The organism is Salmonella sp. A7 (assembly GCF_020181675.1).
GTDB lineage: Bacteria > Pseudomonadota > Gammaproteobacteria > Enterobacterales > Enterobacteriaceae > Salmonella > Salmonella enterica.
The window spans coordinates 1,582,049-1,607,506 of record NZ_CP084001.1 but is presented as its reverse complement, the minus strand read 5'-3'; the positions used below and the strand labels follow the sequence as shown (position 1 = coordinate 1,607,506).

General features: G+C 56.4%; 27 protein-coding genes, 1 tRNA gene and 1 pseudogene. 9 read left to right on the top strand and 20 right to left on the bottom strand.

Features of this window, described 5'->3' with window-relative positions; all coding sequences use genetic code 11:
* Positions 1-184: 184 nt before the first annotated feature.
* On the bottom strand, positions 185-1,375 hold the full coding sequence (locus LCS67_RS07625; protein WP_000213349.1) for a Bcr/CflA family multidrug efflux MFS transporter: 1,191 nt from the start codon (positions 1,373-1,375) through the stop codon (positions 185-187).
* Positions 1,376-1,402: 27 nt separating this feature from the next.
* Positions 1,403-2,098: a 16S rRNA pseudouridine(516) synthase RsuA gene (gene rsuA, locus LCS67_RS07620; RefSeq protein ID WP_001234836.1), complete on the bottom strand. Its 696-nt coding sequence runs from the start codon at positions 2,096-2,098 to the stop codon at positions 1,403-1,405.
* A 151-nt stretch (positions 2,099-2,249) separates the two neighbouring features.
* Between rsuA and LCS67_RS07615 the strand changes: the two genes are divergently transcribed.
* Positions 2,250-4,010: a DEAD/DEAH box helicase gene (locus LCS67_RS07615; protein ID WP_000578115.1), complete on the top strand. Its 1,761-nt coding sequence runs from the start codon at positions 2,250-2,252 to the stop codon at positions 4,008-4,010.
* Between the two features lie 124 nt (positions 4,011-4,134).
* Positions 4,135-4,419 carry a 50S ribosomal protein L25 gene (gene rplY / locus LCS67_RS07610; RefSeq protein WP_000494192.1) on the top strand — a complete coding sequence of 95 codons (285 nt, stop codon included), beginning with the start codon at positions 4,135-4,137 and terminating at the stop codon, positions 4,417-4,419.
* A 120-nt stretch (positions 4,420-4,539) separates the two neighbouring features.
* Here rplY and yejK read toward each other — a convergent pair whose 3' ends face one another.
* Positions 4,540-5,547 carry a nucleoid-associated protein YejK gene (gene yejK / locus LCS67_RS07605; protein ID WP_000050806.1) on the bottom strand — a complete coding sequence of 336 codons (1,008 nt, stop codon included), beginning with the start codon at positions 5,545-5,547 and terminating at the stop codon, positions 4,540-4,542.
* 179 nt (positions 5,548-5,726) lie between these two features.
* Between yejK and LCS67_RS07600 the strand changes: the two genes are divergently transcribed.
* The 5 genes and pseudogenes from LCS67_RS07600 (at position 5,727) to LCS67_RS07580 (ending at position 8,141) form a co-directional block, all read left to right on the top strand.
* The gene (locus LCS67_RS07600) at positions 5,727-5,954 is read left to right on the top strand and encodes a YejL family protein (protein ID WP_001135904.1); all 228 of its coding nucleotides are present in this window, start codon (positions 5,727-5,729) and stop codon (positions 5,952-5,954) included.
* A 31-nt stretch (positions 5,955-5,985) separates the two neighbouring features.
* Positions 5,986-7,746: an LPS biosynthesis-modulating metalloenzyme YejM gene (gene yejM, locus LCS67_RS07595; protein ID WP_001629999.1), complete on the top strand. Its 1,761-nt coding sequence runs from the start codon at positions 5,986-5,988 to the stop codon at positions 7,744-7,746.
* 73 nt (positions 7,747-7,819) lie between these two features.
* Positions 7,820-7,896, top strand: a tRNA-Pro gene (locus tag LCS67_RS07590).
* Positions 7,852-7,944 (top strand): annotated as a pseudogene (locus LCS67_RS07585) (hypothetical protein); the annotation flags it as partial. The gene LCS67_RS07590 and the pseudogene LCS67_RS07585, both read left to right, overlap by 45 nt.
* The gene (locus LCS67_RS07580; RefSeq protein ID WP_001110923.1) at positions 7,938-8,141 is read left to right on the top strand and encodes a DinI-like family protein; all 204 of its coding nucleotides are present in this window, start codon (positions 7,938-7,940) and stop codon (positions 8,139-8,141) included. The pseudogene LCS67_RS07585 and the gene LCS67_RS07580, both read left to right, overlap by 7 nt.
* A gap of 192 nt (positions 8,142-8,333) precedes the next feature.
* On the opposite strand, the gene pagL is transcribed toward LCS67_RS07580, so the two are convergent.
* On the bottom strand, positions 8,334-8,897 hold the full coding sequence (pagL, locus tag LCS67_RS07575) for a lipid A 3-O-deacylase PagL (protein WP_000281871.1): 564 nt from the start codon (positions 8,895-8,897) through the stop codon (positions 8,334-8,336).
* A gap of 818 nt (positions 8,898-9,715) precedes the next feature.
* Here pagL and narP point away from each other — a divergent pair.
* Positions 9,716-10,363, top strand: coding sequence for a nitrate/nitrite response regulator protein NarP (gene narP / locus LCS67_RS07570; protein WP_001115500.1), 648 nt, complete (start codon positions 9,716-9,718; stop codon positions 10,361-10,363).
* A 43-nt stretch (positions 10,364-10,406) separates the two neighbouring features.
* Here narP and LCS67_RS07565 read toward each other — a convergent pair whose 3' ends face one another.
* The 15 genes from LCS67_RS07565 to napF form a co-directional block, all read right to left on the bottom strand.
* Positions 10,407-11,450 carry a cytochrome c-type biogenesis protein CcmH gene (locus LCS67_RS07565; protein ID WP_031571841.1) on the bottom strand — a complete coding sequence of 348 codons (1,044 nt, stop codon included), beginning with the start codon at positions 11,448-11,450 and terminating at the stop codon, positions 10,407-10,409.
* A complete protein-coding gene (dsbE, locus tag LCS67_RS07560) occupies positions 11,447-12,004 on the bottom strand; it encodes a thiol:disulfide interchange protein DsbE (RefSeq protein WP_000828293.1) in 558 nt (185 codons plus the stop codon). The genes LCS67_RS07565 and dsbE overlap by 4 nt, the downstream gene beginning before the upstream one ends.
* On the bottom strand, positions 12,001-13,932 hold the full coding sequence (locus LCS67_RS07555; RefSeq protein WP_031571846.1) for a heme lyase CcmF/NrfE family subunit: 1,932 nt from the start codon (positions 13,930-13,932) through the stop codon (positions 12,001-12,003). The genes dsbE and LCS67_RS07555 overlap by 4 nt, the downstream gene beginning before the upstream one ends.
* Positions 13,929-14,408, bottom strand: coding sequence for a cytochrome c maturation protein CcmE (gene ccmE, locus LCS67_RS07550; protein ID WP_001053601.1), 480 nt, complete (start codon positions 14,406-14,408; stop codon positions 13,929-13,931). Before ccmE ends, LCS67_RS07555 begins: the two co-directional genes overlap by 4 nt.
* On the bottom strand, positions 14,405-14,617 hold the full coding sequence (ccmD, locus tag LCS67_RS07545; RefSeq protein ID WP_000074110.1) for a heme exporter protein CcmD: 213 nt from the start codon (positions 14,615-14,617) through the stop codon (positions 14,405-14,407). The genes ccmE and ccmD overlap by 4 nt, the downstream gene beginning before the upstream one ends.
* Entirely contained in the window at positions 14,614-15,351 is a 738-nt protein-coding gene (locus LCS67_RS07540) for a heme ABC transporter permease (RefSeq protein WP_031571853.1), read from the bottom strand. Before LCS67_RS07540 ends, ccmD begins: the two co-directional genes overlap by 4 nt.
* A gap of 51 nt (positions 15,352-15,402) precedes the next feature.
* On the bottom strand, positions 15,403-16,062 hold the full coding sequence (gene ccmB / locus LCS67_RS07535) for a heme exporter protein CcmB (RefSeq protein ID WP_000990033.1): 660 nt from the start codon (positions 16,060-16,062) through the stop codon (positions 15,403-15,405).
* Positions 16,059-16,676 (bottom strand): cytochrome c biogenesis heme-transporting ATPase CcmA, encoded by a 618-nt coding sequence (gene ccmA, locus LCS67_RS07530; protein ID WP_071624735.1) that lies wholly within the window; start codon positions 16,674-16,676, stop codon positions 16,059-16,061. The genes ccmB and ccmA overlap by 4 nt, the downstream gene beginning before the upstream one ends.
* Positions 16,677-16,696: 20 nt before the next feature.
* Positions 16,697-17,299 (bottom strand): cytochrome c-type protein NapC, encoded by a 603-nt coding sequence (napC, locus tag LCS67_RS07525; protein WP_000431778.1) that lies wholly within the window; start codon positions 17,297-17,299, stop codon positions 16,697-16,699.
* Positions 17,300-17,308: 9 nt separating this feature from the next.
* Positions 17,309-17,758 (bottom strand): nitrate reductase cytochrome c-type subunit, encoded by a 450-nt coding sequence (gene napB, locus LCS67_RS07520; RefSeq protein WP_000835182.1) that lies wholly within the window; start codon positions 17,756-17,758, stop codon positions 17,309-17,311.
* 115 nt (positions 17,759-17,873) lie between these two features.
* Positions 17,874-18,743 (bottom strand): quinol dehydrogenase ferredoxin subunit NapH, encoded by an 870-nt coding sequence (napH, locus tag LCS67_RS07515; protein ID WP_023231230.1) that lies wholly within the window; start codon positions 18,741-18,743, stop codon positions 17,874-17,876.
* Positions 18,730-19,425, bottom strand: a complete 696-nt coding sequence (gene napG / locus LCS67_RS07510; protein WP_000091679.1) for a ferredoxin-type protein NapG — start codon at positions 19,423-19,425, stop codon at positions 18,730-18,732. Before napG ends, napH begins: the two co-directional genes overlap by 14 nt.
* Before the next feature lie 6 nt (positions 19,426-19,431).
* Positions 19,432-21,918, bottom strand: coding sequence for a nitrate reductase catalytic subunit NapA (napA, locus tag LCS67_RS07505; protein WP_000778097.1), 2,487 nt, complete (start codon positions 21,916-21,918; stop codon positions 19,432-19,434).
* Complete coding sequence (napD, locus tag LCS67_RS07500) at positions 21,915-22,178, bottom strand: chaperone NapD (protein ID WP_001260056.1); 264 nt, start codon at positions 22,176-22,178, stop codon at positions 21,915-21,917. The genes napA and napD overlap by 4 nt, the downstream gene beginning before the upstream one ends.
* Positions 22,168-22,659 (bottom strand): ferredoxin-type protein NapF, encoded by a 492-nt coding sequence (gene napF / locus LCS67_RS07495; RefSeq protein WP_000228072.1) that lies wholly within the window; start codon positions 22,657-22,659, stop codon positions 22,168-22,170. Before napF ends, napD begins: the two co-directional genes overlap by 11 nt.
* A gap of 413 nt (positions 22,660-23,072) precedes the next feature.
* Between napF and eco the strand changes: the two genes are divergently transcribed.
* Positions 23,073-23,567, top strand: coding sequence for a serine protease inhibitor ecotin (eco, locus tag LCS67_RS07490; RefSeq protein WP_001550295.1), 495 nt, complete (start codon positions 23,073-23,075; stop codon positions 23,565-23,567).
* A 208-nt stretch (positions 23,568-23,775) separates the two neighbouring features.
* Here the strand turns inward: eco and LCS67_RS07485 are convergent, their stop codons facing one another.
* Positions 23,776-25,419 (bottom strand): multidrug ABC transporter permease/ATP-binding protein, encoded by a 1,644-nt coding sequence (locus tag LCS67_RS07485; protein WP_000421584.1) that lies wholly within the window; start codon positions 25,417-25,419, stop codon positions 23,776-23,778.
* Positions 25,420-25,458: the final 39 nt, after the last annotated feature.

The following is a 25,458-nucleotide window of genomic DNA, read 5'->3' as shown; positions in this document are numbered from 1 at the left end:
TACAATGATGTGACTTTTTACATAAATGGATTTTACATAAAATAAACATAAATGAGGAAAATGATGAATTGGTAATTGATATGCATCAACTATGAAAGCCGTTTGGCTTTGCCATCGTGTAGCGGATAGCGCCCCCCAACGCCGCCTGCGCATTTTTCGGCGCCATTGAGGGACACCGCGCCCGTCACCGTTTTTTGGGACGGCTGGCGTAGAGATAAAACAGAATGGAACAGGCGGCGCAAAGCGCAATCGACCAGATCATCGGCCACGCACTGGTAAAGGTAGCCAGCGACAGCAACGCGCCGACGATAGCGCCAATACCAAAGCGGAAAGTGCCCGCCAACGAAGACGCCGTTCCGGCCATATGCGGAAACTCATCCAAAATGACCGCCATCGCATTGGACGAAACCATCGACACACAGCCGACAAACGCCGCAACGCCGACCACCAGCGCCCAGAATCCAATGCCCATCAGCGCACTGAAAACCATCCACACCGCCATCGCAAACTGAATCCATAGCCCGGCCCGAAACATGTTTAGCGCCCCTACCCGTCTGACAAAACGGCTGTTGATAATCGTCATCACAAACAGAAATACGATGTTCAACGCGAAGTAGTAGCCGAAATCCTGCGGCGGAACATGATTAATTTCGATATAAACAAACGGCCCCGCGCTCAAAAAAGAGAACATACCGGCAAAACTAAACCCGCTCGCCAGCATATAGCTCAGTACGCGTTTGTGGCGAAACAACGCGGCAAAGTTACCTATTGTGGTACGAATATGAAAAGGCTGACGCCGCTCAACGGGCAGCGTCTCTTTAATCAGAGCAAAGATCATGACTGACGCCAGAATCGCCGCAATGGCCAGTATCCAGAAGATATAGTGCCAGCTTAACCATACCAACACCCAGCCGCCGACAATGGGCGCCATTAACGGCGCTATCGTAGTGACCAGCATGACAAATGACATCATGCGCGAAAACTCTTCCTTTGGATAAATATCCCGCATCAGCGCATTGATGACGACGCTTGCCGCCGCGGCCGCTAAACCGTGGAAAAAACGCATCACGATCAGTTGATCGATAGTCTGCGCCAACGCACAGGCGACCGCAGCAGCGGCAAATACCAGCGTCCCGCCCAGGATGACCGGCTTACGCCCGAGGCTATCCGCCATCGGTCCATAGATAAGCTGACCCAGCGCAAACCCCAGAATATAGGTGCTGAGCGTCATCTGCGCGCTACCGGCAGGCACGCCGAATTGCGCAGAAATCACCGGCAGCGCTGGAAGATACATATCAATCGACAGCGGCATTAACATGGCCAACAGGCCAAGGATAAAGACAATGGCAAAGGAAGAGTGCTGCCGGGTGGTCACATCGAACTCCTGAAATTAACGAGATAGTTAGCCGACGCTGGCGATTTCTTCTTCAGTCAACGGGCGGTACTCGCCGGGAGCCAGATTCTCATCCAGCGTAATGGCGCCAATCCGTTCGCGGTGCAGTTCCACAACGCGATTGCCTACTGCGGCAAACATCCGCTTTACCTGATGATAGCGGCCTTCGCTGATGGTCAGACGGACCTGCACAGGCGTTATCACCTCCAGCGTAGCGGGTTTAGTGAGATCTTTTTCATTATGCAACTGCACGCCTTTCGCAAATTGCGCTGCCGTATCGTCGGCCACCGGCGACTCCAGGGTCACCAGATAGGTTTTTTCACAGTGATGGCGCGGCGACGTAATACGGTGCGACCACTGACCGTCATCTGTCATTAACACCAGACCGGTAGTATCGATATCCAGACGTCCTGCGGCATGCAGCTTATACGCCACCGGCTCATCCAGGAAATACAGCACCGTTGGATGATCGGGATCATCGGTTGAACAAACGTATCCCTGCGGCTTGTTAAGCATAAAATAGCGTGGCCCGTGTTGCTGCGCTAAGGGATTGCCGTCATACGCAACCGCATGTTCCGGGAGCAGTTTGAAGGCCGCATTTTTAATGATGTCGCCATCGACGGTAACGCGGTTACCACGAATTTCACGCCCGGCAATAGCGCGGCTGACGCCAAGCTGCTGAGCGATAAATTTATCAAGTCGCATGTGTGTGATTTAGCCTGTAATAATACGGAAATCGGGCATTCTACCCGAAAAAAGGGAATTGCTATCCGCTCAGTATAGCGGGCTAACTATATCCCTCAAGGGAAATGATTCATGGCATACTATTCCCGGAACCGTTTAACGTAGTGAGACCATGATTTTTACACTCCGCCCCTACCAGCAAGAAGCCGTAGACGCCACGCTCAGCCACTTTCGCCGCCACCGTACGCCCGCCGTGATTGTTCTGCCGACCGGCGCAGGTAAAAGCCTGGTGATCGCCGAACTGGCGCGCGTCGCCCGCGGACGGGTACTGGTGCTGGCGCATGTGAAAGAGTTGGTCGCGCAGAACCACGCCAAATATTGCGCGCTGGGGCTGGAAGCGGATATTTTCGCCGCCGGACTCAAACGTAAAGAGAGTCAGGGCAAAGTCGTGTTCGGCAGCGTACAGTCGGTGGCGCGTAATCTTGACGCCTTCCAGGAGGAGTTTTCGCTGTTGATTGTCGATGAATGCCACCGCATCGGTGACGATGAAGACAGTCAGTATCAGCAAATCCTCACTCACCTGAGTAAAGTTAATCCTCACTTACGTCTGCTTGGGCTCACCGCCACGCCCTTCCGCCTCGGAAAAGGCTGGATTTATCAATTTCATTATCACGGTATGGTGCGCGGCAACGACAACGCTCTGTTTCGCGACTGTATTTATGAACTGCCGCTGCGCTATATGATTAAACACGGCTATCTGACGCCGCCTGAGCGGCTTGATATGCCAGTGGTCCAATACGATTTCAGCCGCCTGCAGGCCCAAAGCAATGGGCTGTTCAGCGAAGCCGACCTGAACCGCGAGCTGAAAAAGCAGCAGCGGATTACGCCGCACATCATCAGCCAGATTATGGAATTTGCGCAAACGCGCAAAGGCGTGATGATTTTCGCCGCCACGGTCGAACATGCGAAAGAGATTGTCGGTCTGCTTCCGGCGGACGACGCGGCGCTGATTACCGGCGATACGCCAGGGCCCGAGCGCGACGCGCTGATTGATAATTTCAAGGCGCAGCGTTTTCGCTATCTGGTTAACGTCTCGGTGCTGACCACCGGCTTTGACGCCCCACACGTTGATCTCATCGCGATTCTACGTCCCACCGAGTCAGTTAGTCTTTACCAACAAATTGTCGGGCGTGGTCTGCGCCTTGCGCCGGGAAAGACCGATTGCCTGATTCTTGATTACGCAGGCAACCCGCACGACCTGTATGCCCCGGAGGTCGGTAGCCCGAAGGGAAAAAGCGATAACGTCCCTGTCCAGGTATTTTGCCCGGCCTGCGGCTTTGCCAACACCTTCTGGGGGAAAACCACTGCCGACGGCACGCTGATTGAACACTTTGGCCGTCGCTGCCAGGGCTGGTTTGACGATGACGACGGCCATCGCGAGCAGTGCGATTTTCGCTTTCGCTTCAAAAACTGCCCGCAGTGTAATGCCGAAAACGATATTGCCGCCCGACGCTGCCGGGAATGTGACGCCATTCTGGTCGACCCGGACGATATGTTAAAAGCGGCGCTCAGGCTCAAGGATGCGTTAGTCCTGCGCTGTAGCGGAATGACGATGCAGCATGGGCAGGATGAGAAAGGCGAATGGCTGAAAATCACTTACTATGACGAGGACGGCGCGGATGTCAGTGAGCGCTTCCGCTTGCACACGCCCGCCCAGCGTACCGCTTTCGAACAGCTATTTATTCGCCCGCATACCCGCACGCCCGGCGTTCCTTTACGCTGGATCACGGCGGCGGATATTGTCGCGCAACAGGCGCTGTTGCGGCATCCCGATTTTGTGGTCGCGCGGATGAAAGGCCAGTACTGGCAGGTGCGTGAAAAAGTGTTCGACTATGAAGGCCGCTTCCGCCGGGCGCACGAATTACGTGGTTAATTGTACTTTTCATTGATGTAACGGCGATTTGAGTATAAAATCCCGCCCGCCTTTGCATACGCAAAGCAGATCACTTACCTGTTGCTGGGTCGCCTGTAACAGGAATTATTAAAGAGAGATTTAAATGTTTACTATCAACGCAGAAGTACGTAAAGAGCAGGGTAAGGGTGCGAGCCGCCGCCTGCGCGCCGCTAACAAGTTCCCGGCAATCATCTACGGCGGTTCTGAAGCCCCGATTGCTATCGAACTGGACCACGACCAGGTGATGAACATGCAAGCTAAAGCTGAATTCTACAGCGAAGTTCTGACCCTCGTTGTTGACGGTAAAGAAGTAAAAGTTAAAGCTCAGGCTGTACAGCGTCACGCTTACAAACCGAAGCTGACTCACATCGACTTCGTTCGCGCGTAATCGCCTGGAAGTTGAAGAAAAACCCCGCCCCGGCGGGGTTTTTTTATGGAATTTAGTTCGCGGTAAAGATGAATCACACTTGCCGGATAAGGCGTTTCCTCCCCCATCCGGCAAGCGACTTTATTTCCCGCCCGACGTGCGTCGCTGCAACTGATCGCGCAAATTCGGCGGCGTCCCTTTGATAGTCAGGGTATCGGTCGCCGGGTCCCAGAAAATCCGCTCGCCCAGCAGCATCGCATCAAAGTTAATCGTTAACCCGCCGCCGCTGCCGGCATATTTGGTTAACTGGCGTAGCGTACTGCGATCCGCCGGGAAGCTCTCTTCCAGCTCATAGCCTTTTTCGGCGGTAAATTCGCTGAAGCTGACTTCACTGACGCCGGAAAGCTCTTTAGACAGCGATTCCAGCTCAATCTCTTCCCCGGCTTGTAACTGCTCGTTGCAGTAGCTGTACACCTGCTGGCGCACGTTCTGACGTTCTGCTTTATCCAACTGCGCTTCTGCGGTGAAATCATCCACTGCCTGCAACAGGCCGCGATTCTGCGCTTTGGCGTTCAACCCTTCGCTGGCGCCGAGGAAATCCATAAAGAAGTCAGCGACCTTGCGCCCTACCCGACCTTTCAGGAACGTCAGATAGCGGGTCGATTGCGGATTAGTTTCCCACTCGGTAAGATCGATACGTGCCACGATATCCGCATGGTTGATATCAAGATAATGCGTCGGGTTAATGTCCAGATTTTCATTGACCCGCATACTACTCAGGTTGTTCAGTACCGTAACCAGCAGATACTCCACCGCCAGGTAGCGATAATGGCAGAACAATACAATGCCGCCGTCCGCAAAGGGATATTTCGCCAGTTCGTCACGCAGGCGTCCGGTCGCCGCCCGGCTAAAGGCAAGAAAATCTTCTTCCCCCTGACGTTGCAACCGCAGCGCTTGCGCCAGTTCACTCTCTTCATTAAACAGGCCATACGCCTTATTCTTGGCGCTATAGACCCGATGCAGTTCAGCCACCATCTCGACAACGGTGGTTGTCGGCTCCAGCAATGAATCGCGCAAGACCAGCTCAAGATTTTGCTCATCGCGCTTGATAAGCTGGTGCAGGGCAATCTGGTTGATATCCAGACTCATGATAAACTCTCCTTTAAGACCGGGCGGTATTCAACCACCGCCTGCCGGAAGACGCAAGCAATCGCCCTGCCATTTCAGGCGTTATCCGTAACGCGAATGATTTAGGGGATAAAAATGCAGAAAAAAAACTGTTGCTACGGTAATATGTTGCCCTTTCATGAACAAACAGATTTTGATTTATGCCACAACTCTCCCGCTATAGTGATGAACATGTTGAACAACTGCTGAGCGAACTGCTCAGTGTACTGGAAAAACATAAGGCGCCGACCGATCTTTCCCTGATGGTGCTGGGAAATATGGTCACCAACCTTATCAACACCAGCGTTGCGCCGGCTCAACGCCAGGCGATTGCGAACTCTTTTGCCCGCGCCTTGCAGTCTTCGATTAGCGAAGACAACGCGCACTAAAAAGCCGACTCCGGAGAAACAAGCGACAGGTATGGTAACTCATCGTCAGCGCTACCGTGAAAAAGTCTCCCAGATGGTTAGCTGGGGGCACTGGTTCGCTCTGTTCAATATACTGTTGGCTACGTTGCTCGGCAGCCGTTACCTGTTTGTCGCCGACTGGCCGACAACGCTTGCGGGTCGCATATACTCCTACCTGAGCATTGTCGGGCACTTTAGCTTTCTGGTGTTCGCCACCTATTTGCTTATTCTTTTTCCGCTCACGTTTATCGTGATGTCCCAGCGGCTGATGCGGTTTTTATCAGCCATTCTGGCGACCGCGGGTATGACGTTGTTGCTTATCGACAGCGAAGTCTTTACCCGTTTTCACCTGCATCTTAACCCCATTGTCTGGGAGCTGGTCATCAACCCTGACCAGAACGAAACGGCGCGCGACTGGCAGCTTATGTTTATTAGCGTGCCGGTTATCTTATTGATTGAGATGCTATTTGCGACATGGAGTTGGCAAAAGCTGCGCAGTCTCACGCGCCGCCGCCATTTCGCAAGGCCGCTTGCGGCATTCTTTTTCGTCTCCTTTATTGCATCGCATCTTATCTACATCTGGGCAGACGCTAATTTTTACCGGCCGATTACCATGCAGCGGGCAAACCTGCCGCTCTCTTATCCGATGACGGCGCGACGTTTTCTTGAAAAACACGGTCTGCTGGATGCGCAGGAATATCAGCGCCGTCTGGTAGAGCAAGGCAATCCGGAAGCGGTCTCCGTACAGTACCCGCTCAGCAATTTGCACTATCGCGATATGGGCACCGGTCAGAATGTGCTGCTCATTACCGTAGACGGCCTGAACTATTCTCGCTTTGAGAAGCAGATGCCGGAGCTGGCTACATTTGCCGAACAAAATATCGACTTCACCCGTCATATGAGTTCAGGGAATACCACTGATAACGGTATTTTCGGCCTGTTCTATGGCATATCGCCAGGCTATATGGATGGCGTGTTATCCACCAGAACCCCTGCGGCGCTCATTACCGCGTTGAATCAGCAAGGCTACCAACTGGGACTGTTTTCTTCGGATGGTTTCGCCAGCCCGCTTTACCGTCAGGCATTACTGTCCGATTTCTCGATGCCGGCAGCGCAGACGCAGTCTGATGCGCAAACGGCCAGCCAGTGGATAGACTGGCTTGGGCGCTACGCACAGGAAGATAACCGCTGGTTCTCATGGGTATCGTTTAACGGTACTAACATTGATGACAGTAATCAGAAGAATTTTGTTAAGCGTTACGCCAGCGCCGCCAGCGACGTGGATGCGCAAATCAATCGGGTTCTGAACGCGCTGCGAGAGGCCGGTAAATTCGACAATACCGTCGTGATCATTACCGCAGGACGCGGCATACCGTTGACGCCGGAAGAAAATCGCTTCGACTGGTCGCAAGGTCATCTGCAAGTACCGCTGGTGATCCACTGGCCGGGGACGCCTGCGCAGCGTATTAATGCGCTTACCGATCATACCGATGTAATGACCACGTTGATGCAACGCCTGTTACATGTCAGCACGCCAGCGAACGAATATTCACAGGGCCAGGACATCTTTACCGTTCCACGTCGCCATAACTGGGTAACGGCGGCAGACGGCAGTACGTTGGCAATCACGACGCCGCAAATGATCCTGGTGCTCAATAATAACGGTCATTATCAGACCTATAATTTACACGGCGAGAAGATCAAAGATCAGAAGCCGCAGCTCAGTCTGCTGCTGCAAGTGCTAACAGAAGAGAAACGTTTTATCGCTAACTGATTAATTATAAATCAGTTAGCACCGTTTCCCCTTGCATTCGCGTTGGAAAGAGGTAGTATTAGCACCCACAAGTCGGCACGTAGCGCAGCCTGGTAGCGCACCGTCATGGGGTGTCGGGGGTCGGAGGTTCAAATCCTCTCGTGCCGACCAAAATTCCCCTTAAAAACCAGCCTCTCAGGGCTGGTTCTTTTATGCCTGCAATTAAAAAGTTAGCTGATGCCAGAGACGTTATTTTGCATGAACTGATTTTGCATGAACTGATCGGACATCTTTCCTGTGCAGTGGTCACAGTAAAGTCAATGCAGGCAAATAACGTAAACCATGTTTGTACTAAAACAGAAAAAGCGCATCTACACCCTATGCTGGAAGAAATGTTCGCAGTGGCAGGTAAATGAGTAAGCAATCTGTCGCAGCAATAATAAAACGTTCTGGTAAGGTAAATGGCTTACCACTTCTTTGTCACTAACAATTAGCCTCCCTGTCGCCATAGGGCCGATAACGATCGGCTAGTCACAACACGTTTTTGTAGACAACGTACTGTGATTAATTACTCCTTCAGCCAGCAACTCGCTAATTGTTATTCAACTTTAGAAATTATAACTAATTGAAGCACCTACAAAATTATGCCCTGAATTTTTATCCGTGAGTGATCCATTCGAGAAATGCCGAATATAAGCTTCTGTAGAAAAAGCCCCAAAGTTCCAACCAAGAAACGCTTTTTCCCCAAAGGTAAATGCAGAATTGACACGCATATCATCTCGCGACTTAGATTTTATATAAGCCCCCAGACCAATACCGGTATAGATACCAGCGAAATGAACCAGCGCCACATCCTTCGAGATACCCAATACGCCCTGGTTATATTTATTGCAGGGAACGCTGCCAGAATGTTTACTGCAATCATCGTTCCCCTTAGCCTTAAATCCTCCTAACTCCAGATTATTTCTTGCCTGTAAAAAGAAAAAATCGCTGGGTTCACTGTATGTCAGAAAAGCCGTATATAAGTGCTCAACCCCTCCTCTCCTTATACTTTCTCCCCCAGCAAAAGAGATCTGATGTTTGTTTCCCTTACCAAAAAAAACATTATCATTAGCAGAACATGCGAATGCACAAAGTAATAATAGATATATAAATATTCTCTTCATATACACTCCATCACCATTTCAATGTCAATAGCTATTTTTAACCGACTAATATATTTAAAATTTTCTACGCCACGCTTACGCTCACAGAAACGGCTGATATAGCAGCCAGTATTAATATTATTTTCATAATTACTCCAACCAGCATTATTGATGCAAACAGGCTGGACATGGACTGTGTGCAGACATCGAAACATACTCACTACGCTTTCCCCTTGAGTCGCCCCAATGGGTGCTCAAAACGCCGCGAGTGTTGTTCAGGCACATCCAGGATAAGTTATAAGTGAACGACTCTCATTCCTGACCACATTTTCATTTATGATAAGAATATCGTCAGAATCTCTTTATCGCATAAAAATATCTCTACTATTGACTTGATATTTAATTTAACAGATGTCGCGGTTTATTCGTTCTGCTCAGATGTATTTCATTGACATTAATAAAACAATAAATAAATTCAATTAAAATAATTTGTTAATAATGACAAGCTTTAGACGCCATGACTTTTAATAAGGAATTTCCTGTCAGTAAAGATAGTCTGGACTTACGGGTGCAAGGGCGCAGCAACATATGCCACACTTCTGTTATGTCACATTGTCCGAAAAAAGCGTCCAGACCAGTATTCAACCTCAGGGAGTATTCTGTTTTCTCTCACAACGGGTTGTTTTATCCTTTCTATCGTTCAGCTAATTACTCGCCTGTCACAGGTTTTACTACTTACCCATGCACTAATTAGGGTAAAATTTACACGCTTGACAATGTGGCAAATCTGGACGATTTCCGCGCTGAAAACAATAATCATTCTAATAAAACTCAGGAGATATAGCATGCCTGAAGTAACACCTTTTCAGGTGCTTATTGTGGACGACCATCCACTTATGCGGCGAGGTATTCGTCAATTACTGGAACTGGATCCGGCTTTTTATGTCGTTGCCGAAGCGGGTGACGGGGCGAGTGCGATCGATCTGGCGAATCGCATTGAGCCCGATCTGATCCTGCTGGATCTGAATATGAAAGGTCTGAGCGGGTTAGATACCCTGAACGCGCTACGCCGGGATGGTGTGACAGCGCAAATTATTATTCTTACCGTCTCGGATTCCGCCAGCGACATCTACGCGCTGATCGACGCCGGTGCCGACGGTTATCTGCTCAAAGATAGCGATCCAGAAGTGCTGCTGGAGGCCATTCGCAAAGGCGCTAACGGCGGTAAAGTCTTTAGCGATCGGGTCAATGAATATCTGCGTGAGCGCGAACGGTTTGGCGCGCAGGAAGATCCCTTTAGTATCCTGACCGAACGAGAGTTAGATGTCTTGCATGAGCTGGCGCAGGGGCTTTCTAACAAACAGATTGCGTCAGTACTGAATATTTCTGAGCAGACGGTTAAGGTGCACATTCGTAATCTACTTCGCAAACTAAACGTGCGCTCGCGCGTCGCGGCGACCATTCTATTTTTACAAACACGCGGAATGCAGTAACAAGCCAGGCCCGGTGGCGCCACGCCACCGGGCCGTCAGGGCATTATTTCTCCTGCGCCAGCCGGATACTGCGCTCTATCACCGCCCGCCGGGCGTCACCCGCCGGCAGCAGCTTCAGCATCATCTCCCAGGCCGCCACCGCCTCGCCAAAGCGCTGCTGCTCAAAGGCGCTGAACGCATACAGGCTTAACACCCGGATATCCGTGTGGTCGCGGCTCACCAGCCGGCGCAGCAGCTCCCCGCCGCGGCGGTTATCCTCCGGGTCGGACGAGCGCGTCAGCGCCTCCGCGTAGCCCAGCGCCGCATCGCTGTTTTTCGGGTCCAGGCGACAGGCGTTCGCATACGCCCCGGTGGCGGTACCGGCATTACCCAGTACCATACCGATGCGCCCCAGCATGAGCCAGCCCTCAACATTGCCGGCATCATTCTGCAGGCGGGTGCGCAGCCCCAGCGCCAGCCGCGCCATCTCCTCTTCATTCAGCGGCTGCGCCTGCGGGTCCAGCGCCCGCGCCAGCAGCCCGGGCGTCTGCGCCGTCGCCTGCTGCCAGGCCCTGACCTGCTGATAGCTGCCGGTCTGTGAGTAACTGATGGCGGCCACGACCAGCGCCATAACCACGCCCGGAAGATACACCCCCACCCCTGCGCGTGGTCCCGCCGCCGGAATGGCGTCAGCCAGGACGTCCTGTCTGATACGCACCCGCCGGCGCGTGCGGGCAACGATTATCCACCCGCCCGCCACGATGGCGGCCAGCGGCAGCACCCACAGCAGCACCGTCAGCGGGGTCAGCGGCGGGTCGTAGGTGACAAAGTGGCCGTAGCGCGCCACCATGTAATCGATGATTTCCTGGCGGCTCTTCCCCTCCTGCATCAGGTCATACACCCTGCGGCGCATGTCGGTGGCTATCATCGCGTTCGAGTCCGCAATGCTGTTGTTCTGGCATTTCGGGCAGCGCAGCTGCTCCGTGAGCTGGCGGAACTGCTGCTCCTGTGCTTCATCTTTAAACGGCATCACGTCGGTGGTCGCCCGCGCTGACCCGGCGATAACCAGCGCCAGCATCAGCATCACCATGCCCGGTAACAGTCTCATTGCGCCGCCTCCCGGCTGTATCTGTCCCACAGCGGTTTCAGTTCACTTTCCCATACCCGGGCATTCAAATCGCCCGCATGGCGGTAGCGGATAATCCCCCTGCCGTCGATGAGGAAGGTTTCCGGCGCGCCGTACACGCCCAGGTCCAGCCCCAGCATCCCGTCGCTGTCCGATAAACTCAGCGCATACGGGTTGCCCAGTTCTTTTAACCAGGCCACCGCCTTCGCCCGGTCGTCCTTATAGTTCAGCCCGACCACCCGGATACCCTGCGCAGAAAGCTGGTTCAGGTACTGATGTTCGGCGCGGCAGGTCGGGCACCAGGTGGCCCAGACGTTAAGCAGCACCGGTTTCCCCTGCGTCAGCACCTCCGCCTCATAGTACTGACCCGGCGTCTCCAGCGATTCCAGGCGGAACGCCGGCACCGGCTTTCCGGTCAGCGCCGATTCGAGATTCGTCGGGTCATCGCCCTGCGCGTTGCGCGCCAGCTGCCACAGCAGCGCCGCGGCAATCAGCAGAAAAATCAGCAGCGGTAATAACAGTACGTTGCGTTTCATCCGGCCTCCGGCAATGGTTTACGGCGGCGGTAGCGCGGGTCCGCCAGGCACAGCAGCCCGCCCAGCGCCATCAGCAGCCCCCCGGCCCATATCCAGCGGACAAACGGTTTGTAGTACAGGCGCACGGCCCACGCGCCGTTGTCCAGCTCCTCCCCGAGCGCGGCGTACAGGTCGCGGGTCAGCCCGCCGTCAATCGCCGCCTCGGTCATCACCATCCGGCTGGTGTTGTAGAGCCGTTTCTCCGCGTGCAGCACCGCCTCCGGCTCGCCGTGGCGCGTCACCCCGATGAGGGCCACCCCGCCGCGGTAGTTGGGGCCGGTGATGTCCCGCACCTCCCGGAAGGTGAAGCGGTAGTCGTGAATGGTCACGCTGTCGCCCGCCCGCATCCGCACGTCACGCTCCACGCTGTAATTCTGGCTGAAGGCGATGCCGGTAATCGTCACCGCCAGCCCGAGGTGCGCCGCCACCATTCCCCAGTAGCTGAGAGAGGTTTTCGTGCCGCGGGACACGCGCTGTACGGCTTCGGCCACCGCCAGCACCGTAATCCAGCAGGCCATCGCCATCCCGGCCACCGCCATGGCGGCGATGCGGTCCTGCAACAGCCACGGCAGCAGTACCGACAGCGCCAGGGTGGAGACCAGGGCGGTGAGCAGCAGCGCCCTGATGTTACGCGGCCGGTCCCGGCCCCAGCGCACCAGCGGCCCCACCCCCAGCAGCAGGGCAAAGGGGACCATCAGCCAGGTGAACATGGTGTTAAAGAACGGCTCCCCCACCGAAATGCTGCCCAGCCCCAGCTGTTTGTGCACCAGCGGCAGCAGGGTGCCCAGCAGCACCACCAGCATGGCGGCCATCAGCAGGACGTTGTTGCCGAGCAGCAGCGACTCGCGCGACCACAGCGTGTTGTTCACCCGCGAACGCACCCTGTGCCCGCGCACGGCGAACAGCAGCAGCGAGCCGCCGGTGACCAGCACCATAAAGGCGAGGATAAACATCCCGCGCGCCGGGTCGGAGGCGAAGGCGTGCACCGACACCAGCACCCCGGAGCGCACCAGGAAGGTGCCCAGCAGGCACAGCGAGAAGGCGCAGATGGACAGCAGCAGCGTCCACGCCTTAAAGCCGGCGCGCTGTTCCGTGACCGCCAGCGAGTGCAGCAGGGCGGTACCCGCCAGCCACGGCATAAAGGAGGCGTTCTCCACCGGGTCCCAGAACCACCAGCCGCCCCAGCCCAGCTCGTAGTAGGCCCACGCCGAGCCGAGCACGATGCCCAGCGTCAGGAACACCCACGCCGCCAGCGTCCACGGGCGGGCAAAACGGGCGAACGCGCTGTCCAGACGCCCGCTCAGCAGCGCGGCGATGGCGAAGGCGAAGGCCACCGAGAAGCCGACATAGCCCATGTACAGCAGCGGCGGGTGGAAAATCAGCCCCGGGTCCTGCAGCAGCGGGTTCAGGTCGCGCCCCTCCACCGGAAAGGCCGGCAGCGTGCGGGCGAACGGGCTGGAAGTGAACAGGATGAACACCAGAAAACCGGCGCAGACCATTCCCATCACCGCCAGCACCCGGGCGACGATATCCGCCGGCACCCGCCGGCTGAACACCGCCACCGCCAGGGTCCAGCCGCTCATCAGCAGCACCCACAGCAGCAGCGAGCCCTCGTGCGCTCCCCAGGTGGCGGCCACCCGGTACCACACCGGCAGCTGCGTGTTCGAGTTGCCGGCGACATAGGCCACGGTGAAGTCGTTAACCACAAAGGCGTGCACCAGCACGAAAAACGCGCCCGCCACGCAGATGAACAGCAGCCAGGCGAACACCCCGGCCGACGCCATCATCCGCGCGTCGCCGCGCGCCACGCCCCACAGCGGGTAAACGGACAGCAGCAGCGCCACGCCGAGCGCCAGGCACAGCAGCGCGGTGCCGTATTCAGGCATCATGATGAGGTGTCCTTATCAGCGCGTTGCGGGCGGCGGTGGTTTTCCTGCATCGCCTTTTCCACTTCCGGCGGGGTGTAGTTCTCGTCATGCTTGGCCAGCACCTCCTGCGCCAGGACGTGGTTGCCCTTCTCCAGGGTGCCCTGCACCACCACCCCCTGCCCCTCGCGGAACAGGTCCGGCAGTATCCCCTCATAGCTCACCGTCACCGACCCCTCGGCGTCGTAGAGGCTGAAGTTCACCTTCAGCGAGTCCGGGTCGCGCCTGACGCTGCCGGGCATCACCATCCCGCCGACGCGCAGGCGCTGGCCCGCCGCCGGCAGCTGCTGCGTCTCGCGCTTGCCGTAGAGAATTTCGCCGGGGGTATAGAACAGGTCGATATTCGCGCGCAGCGCGTACAGGACCAGGGCGGTGGTCAGCGCCAGGCCTGCCAGCACCGCGCAGACCACCCATAGCCGGTTTTTACGTCGCAGGTTCACGCCGCCTCCTGTTGCGCCTGTGCGGCACGCATCCGCGCCTCGCGCGCCCGCTGCTGCGCCACGCCGCGCAGAATGGCCCGGCGCTGCAGCACCGTGTGCAGCGCCAGCAGCGCCAGCGGCGCCACGGTCATCGCCACCGCCAGCCAGACAAAAAAGGCGTACCCGCCCATGGCGAAAAAATCGCTCCACGATGAAAATGCCGGACTCACCGGTGCCCCCTTTTCAGTATCAGTTCGCTCACCCACGGGCGGCGTTTTTCCATCAGTAAAATCAGGTTGCGCATCCGCATCAGCGACAGCGTCATAAAGAGCAGCAGGTAGCCGGCGATGGCCCAGCGCAGCGGCGAGCGCATCGCCGGGTCGATACTCTGCTGCATCTGCGTCGAGCCCTGGTGCAGGGTGTTCCACCACTCGACGGAATAGTGGATAACCGGCAGGTTCACCACGCCGACCAGCACCAGAATGCCCGCCGCGCGCCCGGCCATTTTACGGTCGTCAAAGGCGTGCCACAGGGCGATGACCCCGGCGTAGAGAAACAGCAGCACCAGCTCCGAGGTCAGGCGCGCGTCCCACACCCACCAGGTGCCCCACATCGGTTTGCCCCACGCCGCGCCGGTGACCAGCGCGATGAAGGTGTACACCGCCCCCACCGGCGCCATCGCCGCGACGGCAAGGCTGGCCATTTTCATCTGCCAGACCAGCCCGGTAAACGCCGCCACCGCCATCGCCGCATAGATACCCATTGACCAGATGGCCGCCGGGACATGCAGGTACATAATGCGGTAGCCCTCCCCCTGCTGGTAGTCCGCCGGGGCGAAACCAAAGCCCCGGATCCAGCCGGTGGCCAGCGCGATGATGCCGGCCGCCGCCAGCCACGGCACGAGCCTGCCGCAAATCTGATACAGCCGGGGCGGCGCCGCCAGCTGATGAAGGGTTTTCCACATAGTCGTCACCTGACCTCCTGAAACCAGTAAAATGTCCGTCGCGCCGGGGCGCTACTGCACGCTGAGGCGCAGCGCCGCTGCGGTGGCGAACGGGCTTAACGTTGCGCTGCCCGCCAGCAGCGCCCCCAGCACCGCCAGATAGCCGTCAGCGGGTAAATGCATCGATGCCGCGTCCATCGCCGCAGCGGCGAAAATCAGCACCGGGACACTCAGCGGCAGCACCAGAATGCCCAGCAGGACACCGCCGCGCCGCAGGCCGGCCGTCAGCCCGACGCCCGGCGCGGCGAGAAACCCCAGCGCCGGCGTGCCGAGCAGCAGCGTCAGCGCCATGATTTTCCAGCCGTACACGTCCATCCCCAGCAGCAGCGCCACCAGCGGGGAGAGCATAATCAGCGGCAGGCCGGTCACCGCCCAGTGGGCCAGCACCTTCGCCAGCACCACCGCCGGCAGCGGCACCGGCAGCAGCATCAGCTGCTCCAGGCTGCCGTCCTGCAGGTCGTCGCGAAACAGCCGCTCCAGCGCCAGCAGCGAGGCCAGCAGCGCCGCCACCTGGATGATGCCCGGCGCGATACGCGCCAGCAGCTGCGGCTGCGGCCCGACGCTTAACGGAAACAGGGTGATGACCATCAGGAAGAACCACAGCGGGCCGGCGATGTCCGCGCCGTGGCGGAACGCCACGCGCAGCTCGAGACAGAAGACACGCCACATCACAGCCCTGCCTCCCCGCCGGTCAGCGCCAGGCGGCGGACGGTGTCCGCGGCCCCCGGCAGCGGCTGGTGGGTGGTGAGAATGACCATCCCGCCCTGCGCCGTGTGCGCCGCCATCCGCCGGGTGAGGCGCGCCACGCCGTTAACGTCAATGGCGGTGAACGGCTCGTCGAGTACCCACAGCGCGGCGCGGGTCAGCCACAGGCGGGCCAGCGCCACCCGGCGCTGCTGCCCGGCCGAGAGCCGGGCGACCGGCACGTCCTCAAATCCCGCCAGCCCGGCCTGCGCCAGCGCCTCCGGGAGGCGCGCGCCGTCGCCGGGGTGGAAGAAGTGCAGGTTCTCCCGCGCCGTCAGGCGGGATTTAATCCCCGGCTGGTGCCCTATCCACAGCAGGCCGGAATGGAAGCTGTCGCGCACGCGGCGCAGGGGTTCGCCCTGCCAGTACACCTCCCCGCCGTCCGGGCGCGCCAGCCCGGTCAGCAGGCGCAGCAGGGTGGTTTTTCCCGCGCCGTTGCCGCCGGTGACCTGCACCCACTCCCCGGCGTCCACGGTGAACGACAGCCCGCGAAACAGCGTCCTCTCGTCCCGCTCGCAGTACAGATCTCTGGCTTCAAGCATTCCCACTCATCAACGTCCTGTCAGAAACCTGGTTTAACATCACGCATATCCGGCAGTTTATGCGCGATCCCTTTGTGGCAATCGATACAGGTCTGTCCATCTTTTACCGCCTGATCGTGCATTTTCGCCGCGACGCCTTTTTGCGCGGTCAGATCCATAAAGTCGAAATTGTGGCAGTTACGGCATTCCTGCGAGTTGTTGTCTTTCATGCGCCGCCACTCATTTTGTGCCATTGTCAGGCGATGAGCTTCAAATTTCTGCGGTGTATCTATCAGCCCAAATACCTTCGCATACAGCTCTTTACTGGCTTTGATCTTACGGATCATCTTCGGCCCCCACTCATGCGGCACATGGCAGTCAGGACAGGTGGCACGAACGCCGCTACGGTTGTTGTAGTGGACGGTTTCCATATACTCCTCATACACCGTGTTGCGCATTTCATGGCAGCTAATACAAAACTCTTCGGTGTTAGCCTTTTCCATTCCGGTATTGAAGCCGCCCCAGAAGATGATGCCGCCGATAAAACCGATTAACAGCAGCGTCCCCAACGCCAGGCGGCTGGGGCTGCGCCACCATCGCCAGACGCGCTTTATCCAGCCAGGTTTACGGTTAGAATTTTCCATAATGACCTCTTATTTCCCGTAACCTTGCGAGGGGGTAAAGGTATTGTCGATAATCGGCGCGGTATCAGACTGCGGTACGTGGCACTGCAGGCAGAAATAACGACGCGGCGCGACGTTGCCCGACACTTTACCGTCGCTGTCCATAAAGTGCGTCGGACTGATACGCGGCGCGCCCGTCGTACGATAACTTTCCACGCCGTGGCATTGCAGACAGCGGTTGGTATTGGTCGTCACCTGGTAGCCCTCGACGCTGTGCGGGATCATCGGCGGCTGGTTGACGTAATTTAGCGGCATACGTTCCTGCTCTTTCGGCATACGAATCGCCCCTTCCTGCGTCCCGGATACTTCCGGCGACTGGCTCAGATCCACTCCGTTTGCCGCCCAAACCGCACCACTTACCACCAGGGCAAGCGTGGCCATCCATTGACACAGCGCTTTCATCAGGTCATGGCTTTTCATTGTTTCGCTCCCGAACTCCATCGCATTTACACTTCATCCTTCGAGCTGCCTCTTTGTTGGCTGCGCTCGAAAATCCCAGTCACATCGTTATCTATGCTCCCGGGGATTTCCTCGCTTACCGCCGCGATGCATCCCGAATGATGTTGTGTATCGTTATTGTAAAAACATCCTCAGAACAGACATCCACGCAGCGACCGCAGGTCATGCAGTCGCGGTGAGTGACCTGCGCCGGGCCTTGCTCATCCAGCACCGGCGCACGTAGCACATGCGGTTCCGGGCAAACATGAAAACAATCCATACAGCGATTACATTTCTCACGTTTTTTGGCCGTCACGGTCACTACGCCTTTACTGCCCAGCACGCCATACAGCGCGCCCATCGGGCAAATATGACCGCACCAACCGTGCTCAACGACTAATAAATCAAATAAAAACAAAGCAATAATCAGCAACGCGCCGCTACTAAATCCCATAACCAGACTACGGCCTAACAGCGACACGGGATTAATCCATTCCCACAGCAGCGTGCCGGTCAACGCCGAACCGATTAACACCACCACCAGAAGGACGTACCGTATATGGCGTGGAATCGTCGCAGACTGGTTCAGGTCAAATTTCCTGCGCATCCAGTTAGCCAAATCGGTAACGGGGTTTAGCGGGCAAACCCAACTGCAAAATAATCGCTTTCCCGCCAGCGCATACAGCACAGCGATAATCACTGCTCCCGTCAGCGCCACGGTAGCGGGAAGATGCCCACTGGCGAGACTTTCCAGGGTAATCAGCGGATCGGTCAACGGGAGGGTATCGAACAGCAAACTACTGCTGTAGTTGCCATGCAAAACCCAAAAGCCCAGCCATGGGCCGCTGAGAAACATCCCCAGCACCATAAACTGGCTGATACGGCGTAACACCAGCCAACGGTGGCTACGCCACCAGCCTTTTTTCGCCCGCGCTTCTCGCCCGGCGTCGCGTTTACGATTTGCCATCTTTCCCCTCCAGCCAGCCGAAGCGGTAATGGTGTCCTAACTCCCCTTTCGCCAATGACAACGGCAACACTTTTATCGCTGGTTGCTCCAGTACGCAGACTTTTTCGCATTTGCCGCAGCCGGTACAGGCGTCGCTGTGTACGGTGGGCAGAAAGCGCGCATGTTTGCCGGTGCGCATGTTGCGATCCAGCTCCAGCGTGATGGCCTCATCGATTTTCGGGCATTCGCGGTAGCAAACATCGCAGCGCAGCCCCTGAAAGTTGAGGCAGTTTTCCTGATCCAGCAGCACCGCCAGCCCCATGCGCGAGTCATCAATGGAGGCGATATCTTTATTCAGCGCCCCGCTGGGGCAGACTTTGGCGCACGGAATGTCTTCACACATTTCGCAGGGGATGTCGCGAGCGACGAAATAGGGCGTGCCTGCCGATAGCCCGGAGGCCAGCGTCGCCAGTTTTAGCGTGTCGTATGGACACGCCTGAACGCACTGCCCGCAGCGCACACAGGCGCTGGCGAAGACATTTTCATTCAGCGCGCCAGGCGGACGCAGCCGCACGCCCGTTGCGCGCGCGGTTTGCTGTTGCAAGCCCAGCGCCACGCCAACCGCCGCCAGCCCGCCCGCAGTGCGCACAACATCACGCAGAAAGCGGCGGCGGCCATTTTGGGGTTTCGCTGTACGGGACATAACGCGTTACACCTTCGCCAGCTTAACGGCGCACTTCTTGAAGTCCGTCTCTTTAGAGAGCGGGTCCGTCGCATCCAGCGTCAGGTTGTTCACTAGCTGAGCGGCATCGAAGAACGGCATATACACCAGTCCCTGCGGCGGACGGTTACGTCCACGCGTTTCGACAATCGAAATCACTTCGCCGCGGCGGGACGACACTTTAACCTTATCCCCACGACGCAGATCGCGCGCTTTCGCATCCAGCGGGTGAATAAAGACCACCGCTTCCGGGAAGGCGCGATGCAATTCAGGCACGCGGCGCGTCATACTGCCGGTATGCCAGTGTTCCAGCACGCGACCGGTGGAAAGCCACAGATCGTACTCGTTGTCCGGCGACTCCGCCGCGGGTTCAAATGGCAGCGCGAAGATCACCGCTTTGCCATCCGGTTTACCGTAGAATTTGTACCCTTCCCCCGCTTTTACATACGGGTCGTTGCCTTCGCTGTAACGCCATTGCGTCTCTTTGCCTTCGACGACCGGCCAGCGCAGACCGCGCGCGTTGTGGTAATCGTCGAACGGCGCCAGATCGTGCCCGTGGCCACGTCCAAACCAGGCGTATTCTTCAAACAACCCTTTTTGCAGATAGAAGCCCAGTTCACGAGACTCATCGTTTAACTGATCCTCTTTCAGCTCGCTCAGCGGGAATTTGCTGACCGCCGGCGTGGCGAACAGAACGTCATACAGCGTTTTACCGCGCAGCTCCGGCTTCTGGGCCAGCAACGCCTCCGGCCAGACCTCCTCGGTTTTAAAACGACGGGAGAACTGCACCAGTTGCCAGAGGTCGGATTTAGCTTCGCCCGGCGCTTTAATTTGCTGACGCCAGAACTGCGTGCGGCGTTCGGCGTTGCCGTAAGCGCCTTCTTTCTCAACCCACATGGCGGTCGGCAGGATCAGATCCGCAGACAGCGCGCTCACCGTCGGGTAAGGATCGGAGACAATGATGAAGTTACGCGGATCGCGCCAGCCCGGCATCCGATCTTCATTGATGTTCGGCCCGGCCTGCATATTGTTATTACACATTACCCAGTAGACGTTCAGCTTGCCGTCTTTCAACGCGCGATCCTGCGCCACCGCGTGTAAACCCACTTTTGCCGGAATAGTGCCAGCAGGGATCTGCCAGTGTTTTTCGCAGATATCACGGTGTTTTTCGTTCGTCACGACCATGTCTGCGGGCAGACGGTGTGAGAAGGTTCCCACTTCACGCGCCGTACCGCAGGCGGAAGGCTGGCCGGTCAGCGAGAAAGGACCGCAGCCAGGCTGGGAGATTTTTCCGGTCAGCAGATGGAGGTTGTAAACCAGGTTATTCGCCCACACGCCACGGGTATGCTGGTTAAAACCCATCGTCCAGTAAGAGATCACGCGCTTATTCGGATCGGCGTAGAGCTGCGCCAACTGTTCCAGCTGATCTTTCGGCACGCCGGTCATTTCAGCAGTCTTGTCCAGCGTATATTCCGCCACGAAGGCTTTATACTCGTCGAAGCTCATCGGTTCGGAAGCGTCGGAGCCCGGATTCTTCGCCGCTTTTTCCAGCGGGTGCGTCGGGCGTAAGCCGTAGCCGATATCCGTCGCCCCTTTACGCAGATTCACATGCTTTGTGAAGAAATCCTGATTTACCGCGTTGTTCTGAATAATGTAATTCGCGATATAGTTAAGGATCACCAGATCGCTTTGCGGGGTAAAGACAATACCGTTGTCCGCCAGCTCAAAGCTACGGTGCTGGAAGGTGGAGAGGACCGCGACTTTCACATTCGGGTCGGACAAACGGCGGTTAGTGATGCGCGACCATAAAATCGGGTGCATCTCCGCCATGTTGGAACCCCACAGCACAAACGCATCGGCCTGCTCAATATCGTCGTAGCAGCCCATCGGTTCATCCATGCCAAAGGTGCGCATAAAGCCCACCACCGCCGAGGCCATGCAGTGACGCGCATTCGGGTCAATGTTGTTAGAGCGGAAACCAGCCTTGAACAGTTTCGCGGCGGCATAGCCTTCCCAGATGGTCCATTGACCCGATCCAAACATGCCGATCGCTTCTGGTCCTTTCTCTTTCAGAGAGGTTTTAAACTTCTCTTCCATCACATCGAAGGCCTGTTCCCAGCTCACCGGCGTAAACTCGCCGTCTTTGTGATAGCTGCCGTCTTTCATGCGCAGCATCGGCTGCGTCAGACGATCTTTACCGTACATGATTTTGGGCAGGAAGTAGCCTTTAATGCAGTTCAGACCACGGTTGACCGGCGCGTCGGGGTCGCCCTGGCAGGCGACCACACGGCCCTGCTGCGTGCCCACTAACACACCGCAACCCGTTCCGCAAAAACGGCACGGCGCTTTATCCCATTTGATGGCTTCCTGCTGCCCGACAACGGCGCGGGCGACGCCCGGCACGCTCAGACCGGCAGCCGCCGCAGCGGCCGCAACGGCGTTAGCTTTCATAAAGCTACGACGACTGAGTTTCATGGTGTTTCCTCACCTTGCTCATCCTGCTGGTGATAAACCAGCGACACCGCCAGTACGCCCTCGACATTGCGTACTGACTCAATTGTTTGCATCAGCGTTTCACTCTGATCTGCTTCCGCCACCACGATCAGTTGCCCGCTTTCAACGTCGCTTAACGCGACTTCGCAACCCGGCAACGTGTTCAACTGTGGGCCAATGGCGGCGATGTTCTGACTTTTGGCCTGCACGACCAGGCTACAGACCTGCCAGTTAGTGCGCATGGTGGTTCTCCGCTTTGATGGCTGACACGGGACAGATAGCCACACACGCCCCGCATCCGTTACAGGCCTGCGAGTCAAGCTGCGGCTGGTAAATGCCGGATAGCGTGGGACGAAAGGTAATGGCCATAGGTTCACAACTGTCCTGGCAACGATGGCATTCAACCGATTGCCTGGCGAGGCAGTTTTCCGTGAGTGTAAAAATCAGATCCCAGGCCCTGGTGTGGCGCGGAAGAAAAAGCGATTCAGTACAGGCCTGCGCGCAGGCATAACAAAAGCTGCACTCGCCCCGTTTGAAATCTACGCTCGGATATCCCCCCGTCCCTCGCTGCAGGATGTCGGCCTCACACGCCTGGATGCAGGCGTCGCAACGCAGACAATGTGCGAGAAAATAGGTTGTTTCTCTGGCCCACGGCGGAAGAATCCCATTGCTGGCGTTGCGCCAACTGCCGGTCAACATGCTTCGACGGGATAAATCAACCATGATATCGCCCTTCCATAACGACACGCTTCCATAGGGAGTGAATGCCAATAAAAACCGTACAATTTATGAGTAGTTATTTTTGTAAATAAGATATTTCAGGATGTGTAAGAGATGCATACCCCGATAGAGGTAAATGCTGTTGCCGGATCAAAAGAGTGCCGGGTAAAGACCCGTAAACGTGCTTTTTCTCACATTTCAATGAGTTATATAGCTATCTATATAACGAAAGCCACTAATAGCTGATAATTCCATTTACATTATCAATATCGGAATATTCCACTATATAAAAAGACGCTATTTTATTAATAATCTTGAAAATATGAGTAAATACAGATTAATAGATGATATGAATGTGTTAATCTGTTGTCCGTGCATACCGAAAACAGCAGAAAGGAAATACTGTGAACAATCAAATGAAGATGTTTGTCCCTGCCGTCGTCTTCGCCGCCCTCGCCAGCGCCTCTGCCTGGGCTAACAATAGCGATACCGCCCAGCCGCTGGAGAAAATCGCCCCCTATCCGCAGGCGGAAAAAGGAATGAAGCGGCAAGTGATAACCCTTACCCCTCAGCAGGATGAATCTACCCTCAAAGTGGAACTGTTGATTGGCCAAACGCTGAATGTGGATTGTAACCAGCATCGCCTCGGCGGCACGCTGGAAACAAAAACGCTGGAAGGCTGGGGCTATGACTATTATGTCTTTGATAACGTCACCTCTCCGGTATCAACCATGATGGCCTGCCCTGAAGGTAAGAAAGAGCAAAAATTCGTCACCGCCTGGCTGGGTGAAGACGGGATGCTGCGCTACAACAGCAAGCTGCCGATCGTGGTGTATACCCCGGCGAATGTAGACGTGAAATACCGCATCTGGAAAGCGGACGCTAACGTACAGAACGCCGTCGCGCGATAATGTTACGCTGCCCGGTCACACTTACCGGGCATCTGAACACGCCGGCTCACGCAGCGCTCCGGGGTTCTTTTTAAAACACGTCTGGAAATCCGCTCGCCCGCCGCAAAAAATACCCCGATGCCTGGTGGCGACGCGTGGCATCTTATCAGGCCTACCCGCGTGCGGACGTAGGGCTGCCATCAGGTGGTTCATCCGGCGCCATAGTCCATTACGCAGTACGCGCAACCGCATCACGCGAGGCGGCGTCACGTTCGTCGCCGGTGAGTTCGGTTAGCTGTCCGTTACGCATTTCAAGCAGACGATCAGCGTGAATAAAATAGTGATCATCATGGCTGATGGCGAAAATGGTTTTGCCCATTTCCTGCATTAACGGCAACAGCACCTGATAAAACTCCCGGCGGAAATGCGGGTCCTGATCGGCGGCCCACTCATCCAGCAAAATAATATCGCGCTCTTCCGCCAGCGCCAGCAGCAGCGCAATGCGCTTTTTTTGCCCTTTCGACAGTTTAAGATTCAAAATGCGCCCATCGTTTAGCTCCAGCTTGTGCGTCATTTTCAGGTGCTCAAGCCACTTTTCGACCAGAGCGGGATTGGCGGGTTTCCCCTGCGGCCCCAGCAGGCGGTCGAATAACCACACATCGGTGAACACCGCAGAAAACAGTTTGCGATAATCTTCCGGCTGCCCGGCGGCAATAGGTTGACCATCAAGTAAAATCGTTCCCGATTGCGGCTGGTATAATCCGGTCAATAACATGGCCAGCGTCGATTTCCCGCTACCGTTGCCGCCAATTAAAAACAGCAGTTCGCCGCGGTGAATCGTCAGGTTGATGGGCCCCACGGAAAACGCGTTATCCTGATAGTGAAAAACCACGTTGCGCAGCTCCAGCGTCTTCCAGTCGGGAAAGGCTTTCGGCTGTGGAAAATCAGGCTTATACGGGGCGAGCGCGAATTTATTCAGTTTATTAAACGCCACCTGGGCGGTCAGTAGCGTTGGCAACGCCCCTACCGCAGACAGCAGCGGCGTGCGCAGGAACAGCAACGTCAGTGAATAAGTCGCCGCGACGTTGGTATCCGCCCAGCCGAGACTATTCGCCATCCAGAAAACCAGGCCTATCGCCCCCAGCATCATGATATTCGACCAGTTGACGGCGCTCAGGTGAAAAGTATCGGCACGGATAATGTGATGACGATACTCTTTGGCGTCCGGGATATAGCATTGCTGAAAAATCTGCTCCGCACGCTCGCGGTTTAGCGTCAGCTCTTTGCGTCCTTCCAGCACCGTCTGATAGTCGTTGTACAGCTTATCTTCGGTCTCGCGCAGGGTCGCCATATGCTGGTAAACCCGCGCCACCAGCACGAATCCGCCCCAGATAGTGACCGCCATCCAGATAGCCGTAACCAGCAGCATTTTTGTCGATAGCATCGCCAGATACGCCGCCGAGCCGACGGTGAGGATAATGCCCTGCACCAGCTCAGGCAGACGCACAAAGGCGATAGTAATATTGCGAATATCGCTGGTCAGACCGGCCAGTAAAGAGGCGCTGCCCAGTTGCTCAATGCGTTCAACGTGCGTATCCAGAATGCGCTTGATAAATTCGCTGCGCAGGCGGTAAACGAAATGGTGTCCCAGAGTGGTGAGCGCCAGTTGGGAACCTAATGTGACGACCATTAGTAACAGGAGCAGACCGAGAAATTCCGGCAGCACCATGACGGTGGTGTCCACCGTTTCAATCAGGCGCTGATTGATAAACGCGATCAGGCCAATCCCCAGCGCCGCGCTGGCGAGGCTCAGCGCCATCACGCTAATAAATGGCCAGCGGTACTGCCGCCAGACAAGAATAAGAAGTTCCATGCATACAACCCGGACCGATAATAACAGCCCGCAGTTTAA

What these genes read in the sequence shown, in the direction of transcription:
- rsuA (WP_001234836.1), bottom strand. Translation starts at nt 2,098, where the DNA reads ATGCGACTTGATAAATTTATCGCTCAGCAGCTTGGCGTCAGCCGCGCT.
- LCS67_RS07615 (WP_000578115.1), top strand. Translation starts at nt 2,250, where the DNA reads ATGATTTTTACACTCCGCCCCTACCAGCAAGAAGCCGTAGACGCCACG.
- rplY (WP_000494192.1), top strand. Translation starts at nt 4,135, where the DNA reads ATGTTTACTATCAACGCAGAAGTACGTAAAGAGCAGGGTAAGGGTGCG.
- yejK (WP_000050806.1), bottom strand. Translation starts at nt 5,547, where the DNA reads ATGAGTCTGGATATCAACCAGATTGCCCTGCACCAGCTTATCAAGCGC.
- LCS67_RS07600 (WP_001135904.1), top strand. Translation starts at nt 5,727, where the DNA reads ATGCCACAACTCTCCCGCTATAGTGATGAACATGTTGAACAACTGCTG.
- yejM (WP_001629999.1), top strand. Translation starts at nt 5,986, where the DNA reads ATGGTAACTCATCGTCAGCGCTACCGTGAAAAAGTCTCCCAGATGGTT.
- LCS67_RS07580 (WP_001110923.1), top strand. Translation starts at nt 7,938, where the DNA reads ATGCCTGCAATTAAAAAGTTAGCTGATGCCAGAGACGTTATTTTGCAT.
- narP (WP_001115500.1), top strand. Translation starts at nt 9,716, where the DNA reads ATGCCTGAAGTAACACCTTTTCAGGTGCTTATTGTGGACGACCATCCA.
- LCS67_RS07565 (WP_031571841.1), bottom strand. Translation starts at nt 11,450, where the DNA reads ATGAGACTGTTACCGGGCATGGTGATGCTGATGCTGGCGCTGGTTATC.
- dsbE (WP_000828293.1), bottom strand. Translation starts at nt 12,004, where the DNA reads ATGAAACGCAACGTACTGTTATTACCGCTGCTGATTTTTCTGCTGATT.
- LCS67_RS07555 (WP_031571846.1), bottom strand. Translation starts at nt 13,932, where the DNA reads ATGATGCCTGAATACGGCACCGCGCTGCTGTGCCTGGCGCTCGGCGTG.
- LCS67_RS07540 (WP_031571853.1), bottom strand. Translation starts at nt 15,351, where the DNA reads ATGTGGAAAACCCTTCATCAGCTGGCGGCGCCGCCCCGGCTGTATCAG.
- ccmA (WP_071624735.1), bottom strand. Translation starts at nt 16,676, where the DNA reads ATGCTTGAAGCCAGAGATCTGTACTGCGAGCGGGACGAGAGGACGCTG.
- napC (WP_000431778.1), bottom strand. Translation starts at nt 17,299, where the DNA reads ATGGAAAATTCTAACCGTAAACCTGGCTGGATAAAGCGCGTCTGGCGA.
- napB (WP_000835182.1), bottom strand. Translation starts at nt 17,758, where the DNA reads ATGAAAAGCCATGACCTGATGAAAGCGCTGTGTCAATGGATGGCCACG.
- napH (WP_023231230.1), bottom strand. Translation starts at nt 18,743, where the DNA reads ATGGCAAATCGTAAACGCGACGCCGGGCGAGAAGCGCGGGCGAAAAAA.
- napG (WP_000091679.1), bottom strand. Translation starts at nt 19,425, where the DNA reads ATGTCCCGTACAGCGAAACCCCAAAATGGCCGCCGCCGCTTTCTGCGT.
- napA (WP_000778097.1), bottom strand. Translation starts at nt 21,918, where the DNA reads ATGAAACTCAGTCGTCGTAGCTTTATGAAAGCTAACGCCGTTGCGGCC.
- napD (WP_001260056.1), bottom strand. Translation starts at nt 22,178, where the DNA reads ATGCGCACTAACTGGCAGGTCTGTAGCCTGGTCGTGCAGGCCAAAAGT.
- napF (WP_000228072.1), bottom strand. Translation starts at nt 22,659, where the DNA reads ATGGTTGATTTATCCCGTCGAAGCATGTTGACCGGCAGTTGGCGCAAC.
- eco (WP_001550295.1), top strand. Translation starts at nt 23,073, where the DNA reads ATGAAGATGTTTGTCCCTGCCGTCGTCTTCGCCGCCCTCGCCAGCGCC.
- LCS67_RS07485 (WP_000421584.1), bottom strand. Translation starts at nt 25,419, where the DNA reads ATGGAACTTCTTATTCTTGTCTGGCGGCAGTACCGCTGGCCATTTATT.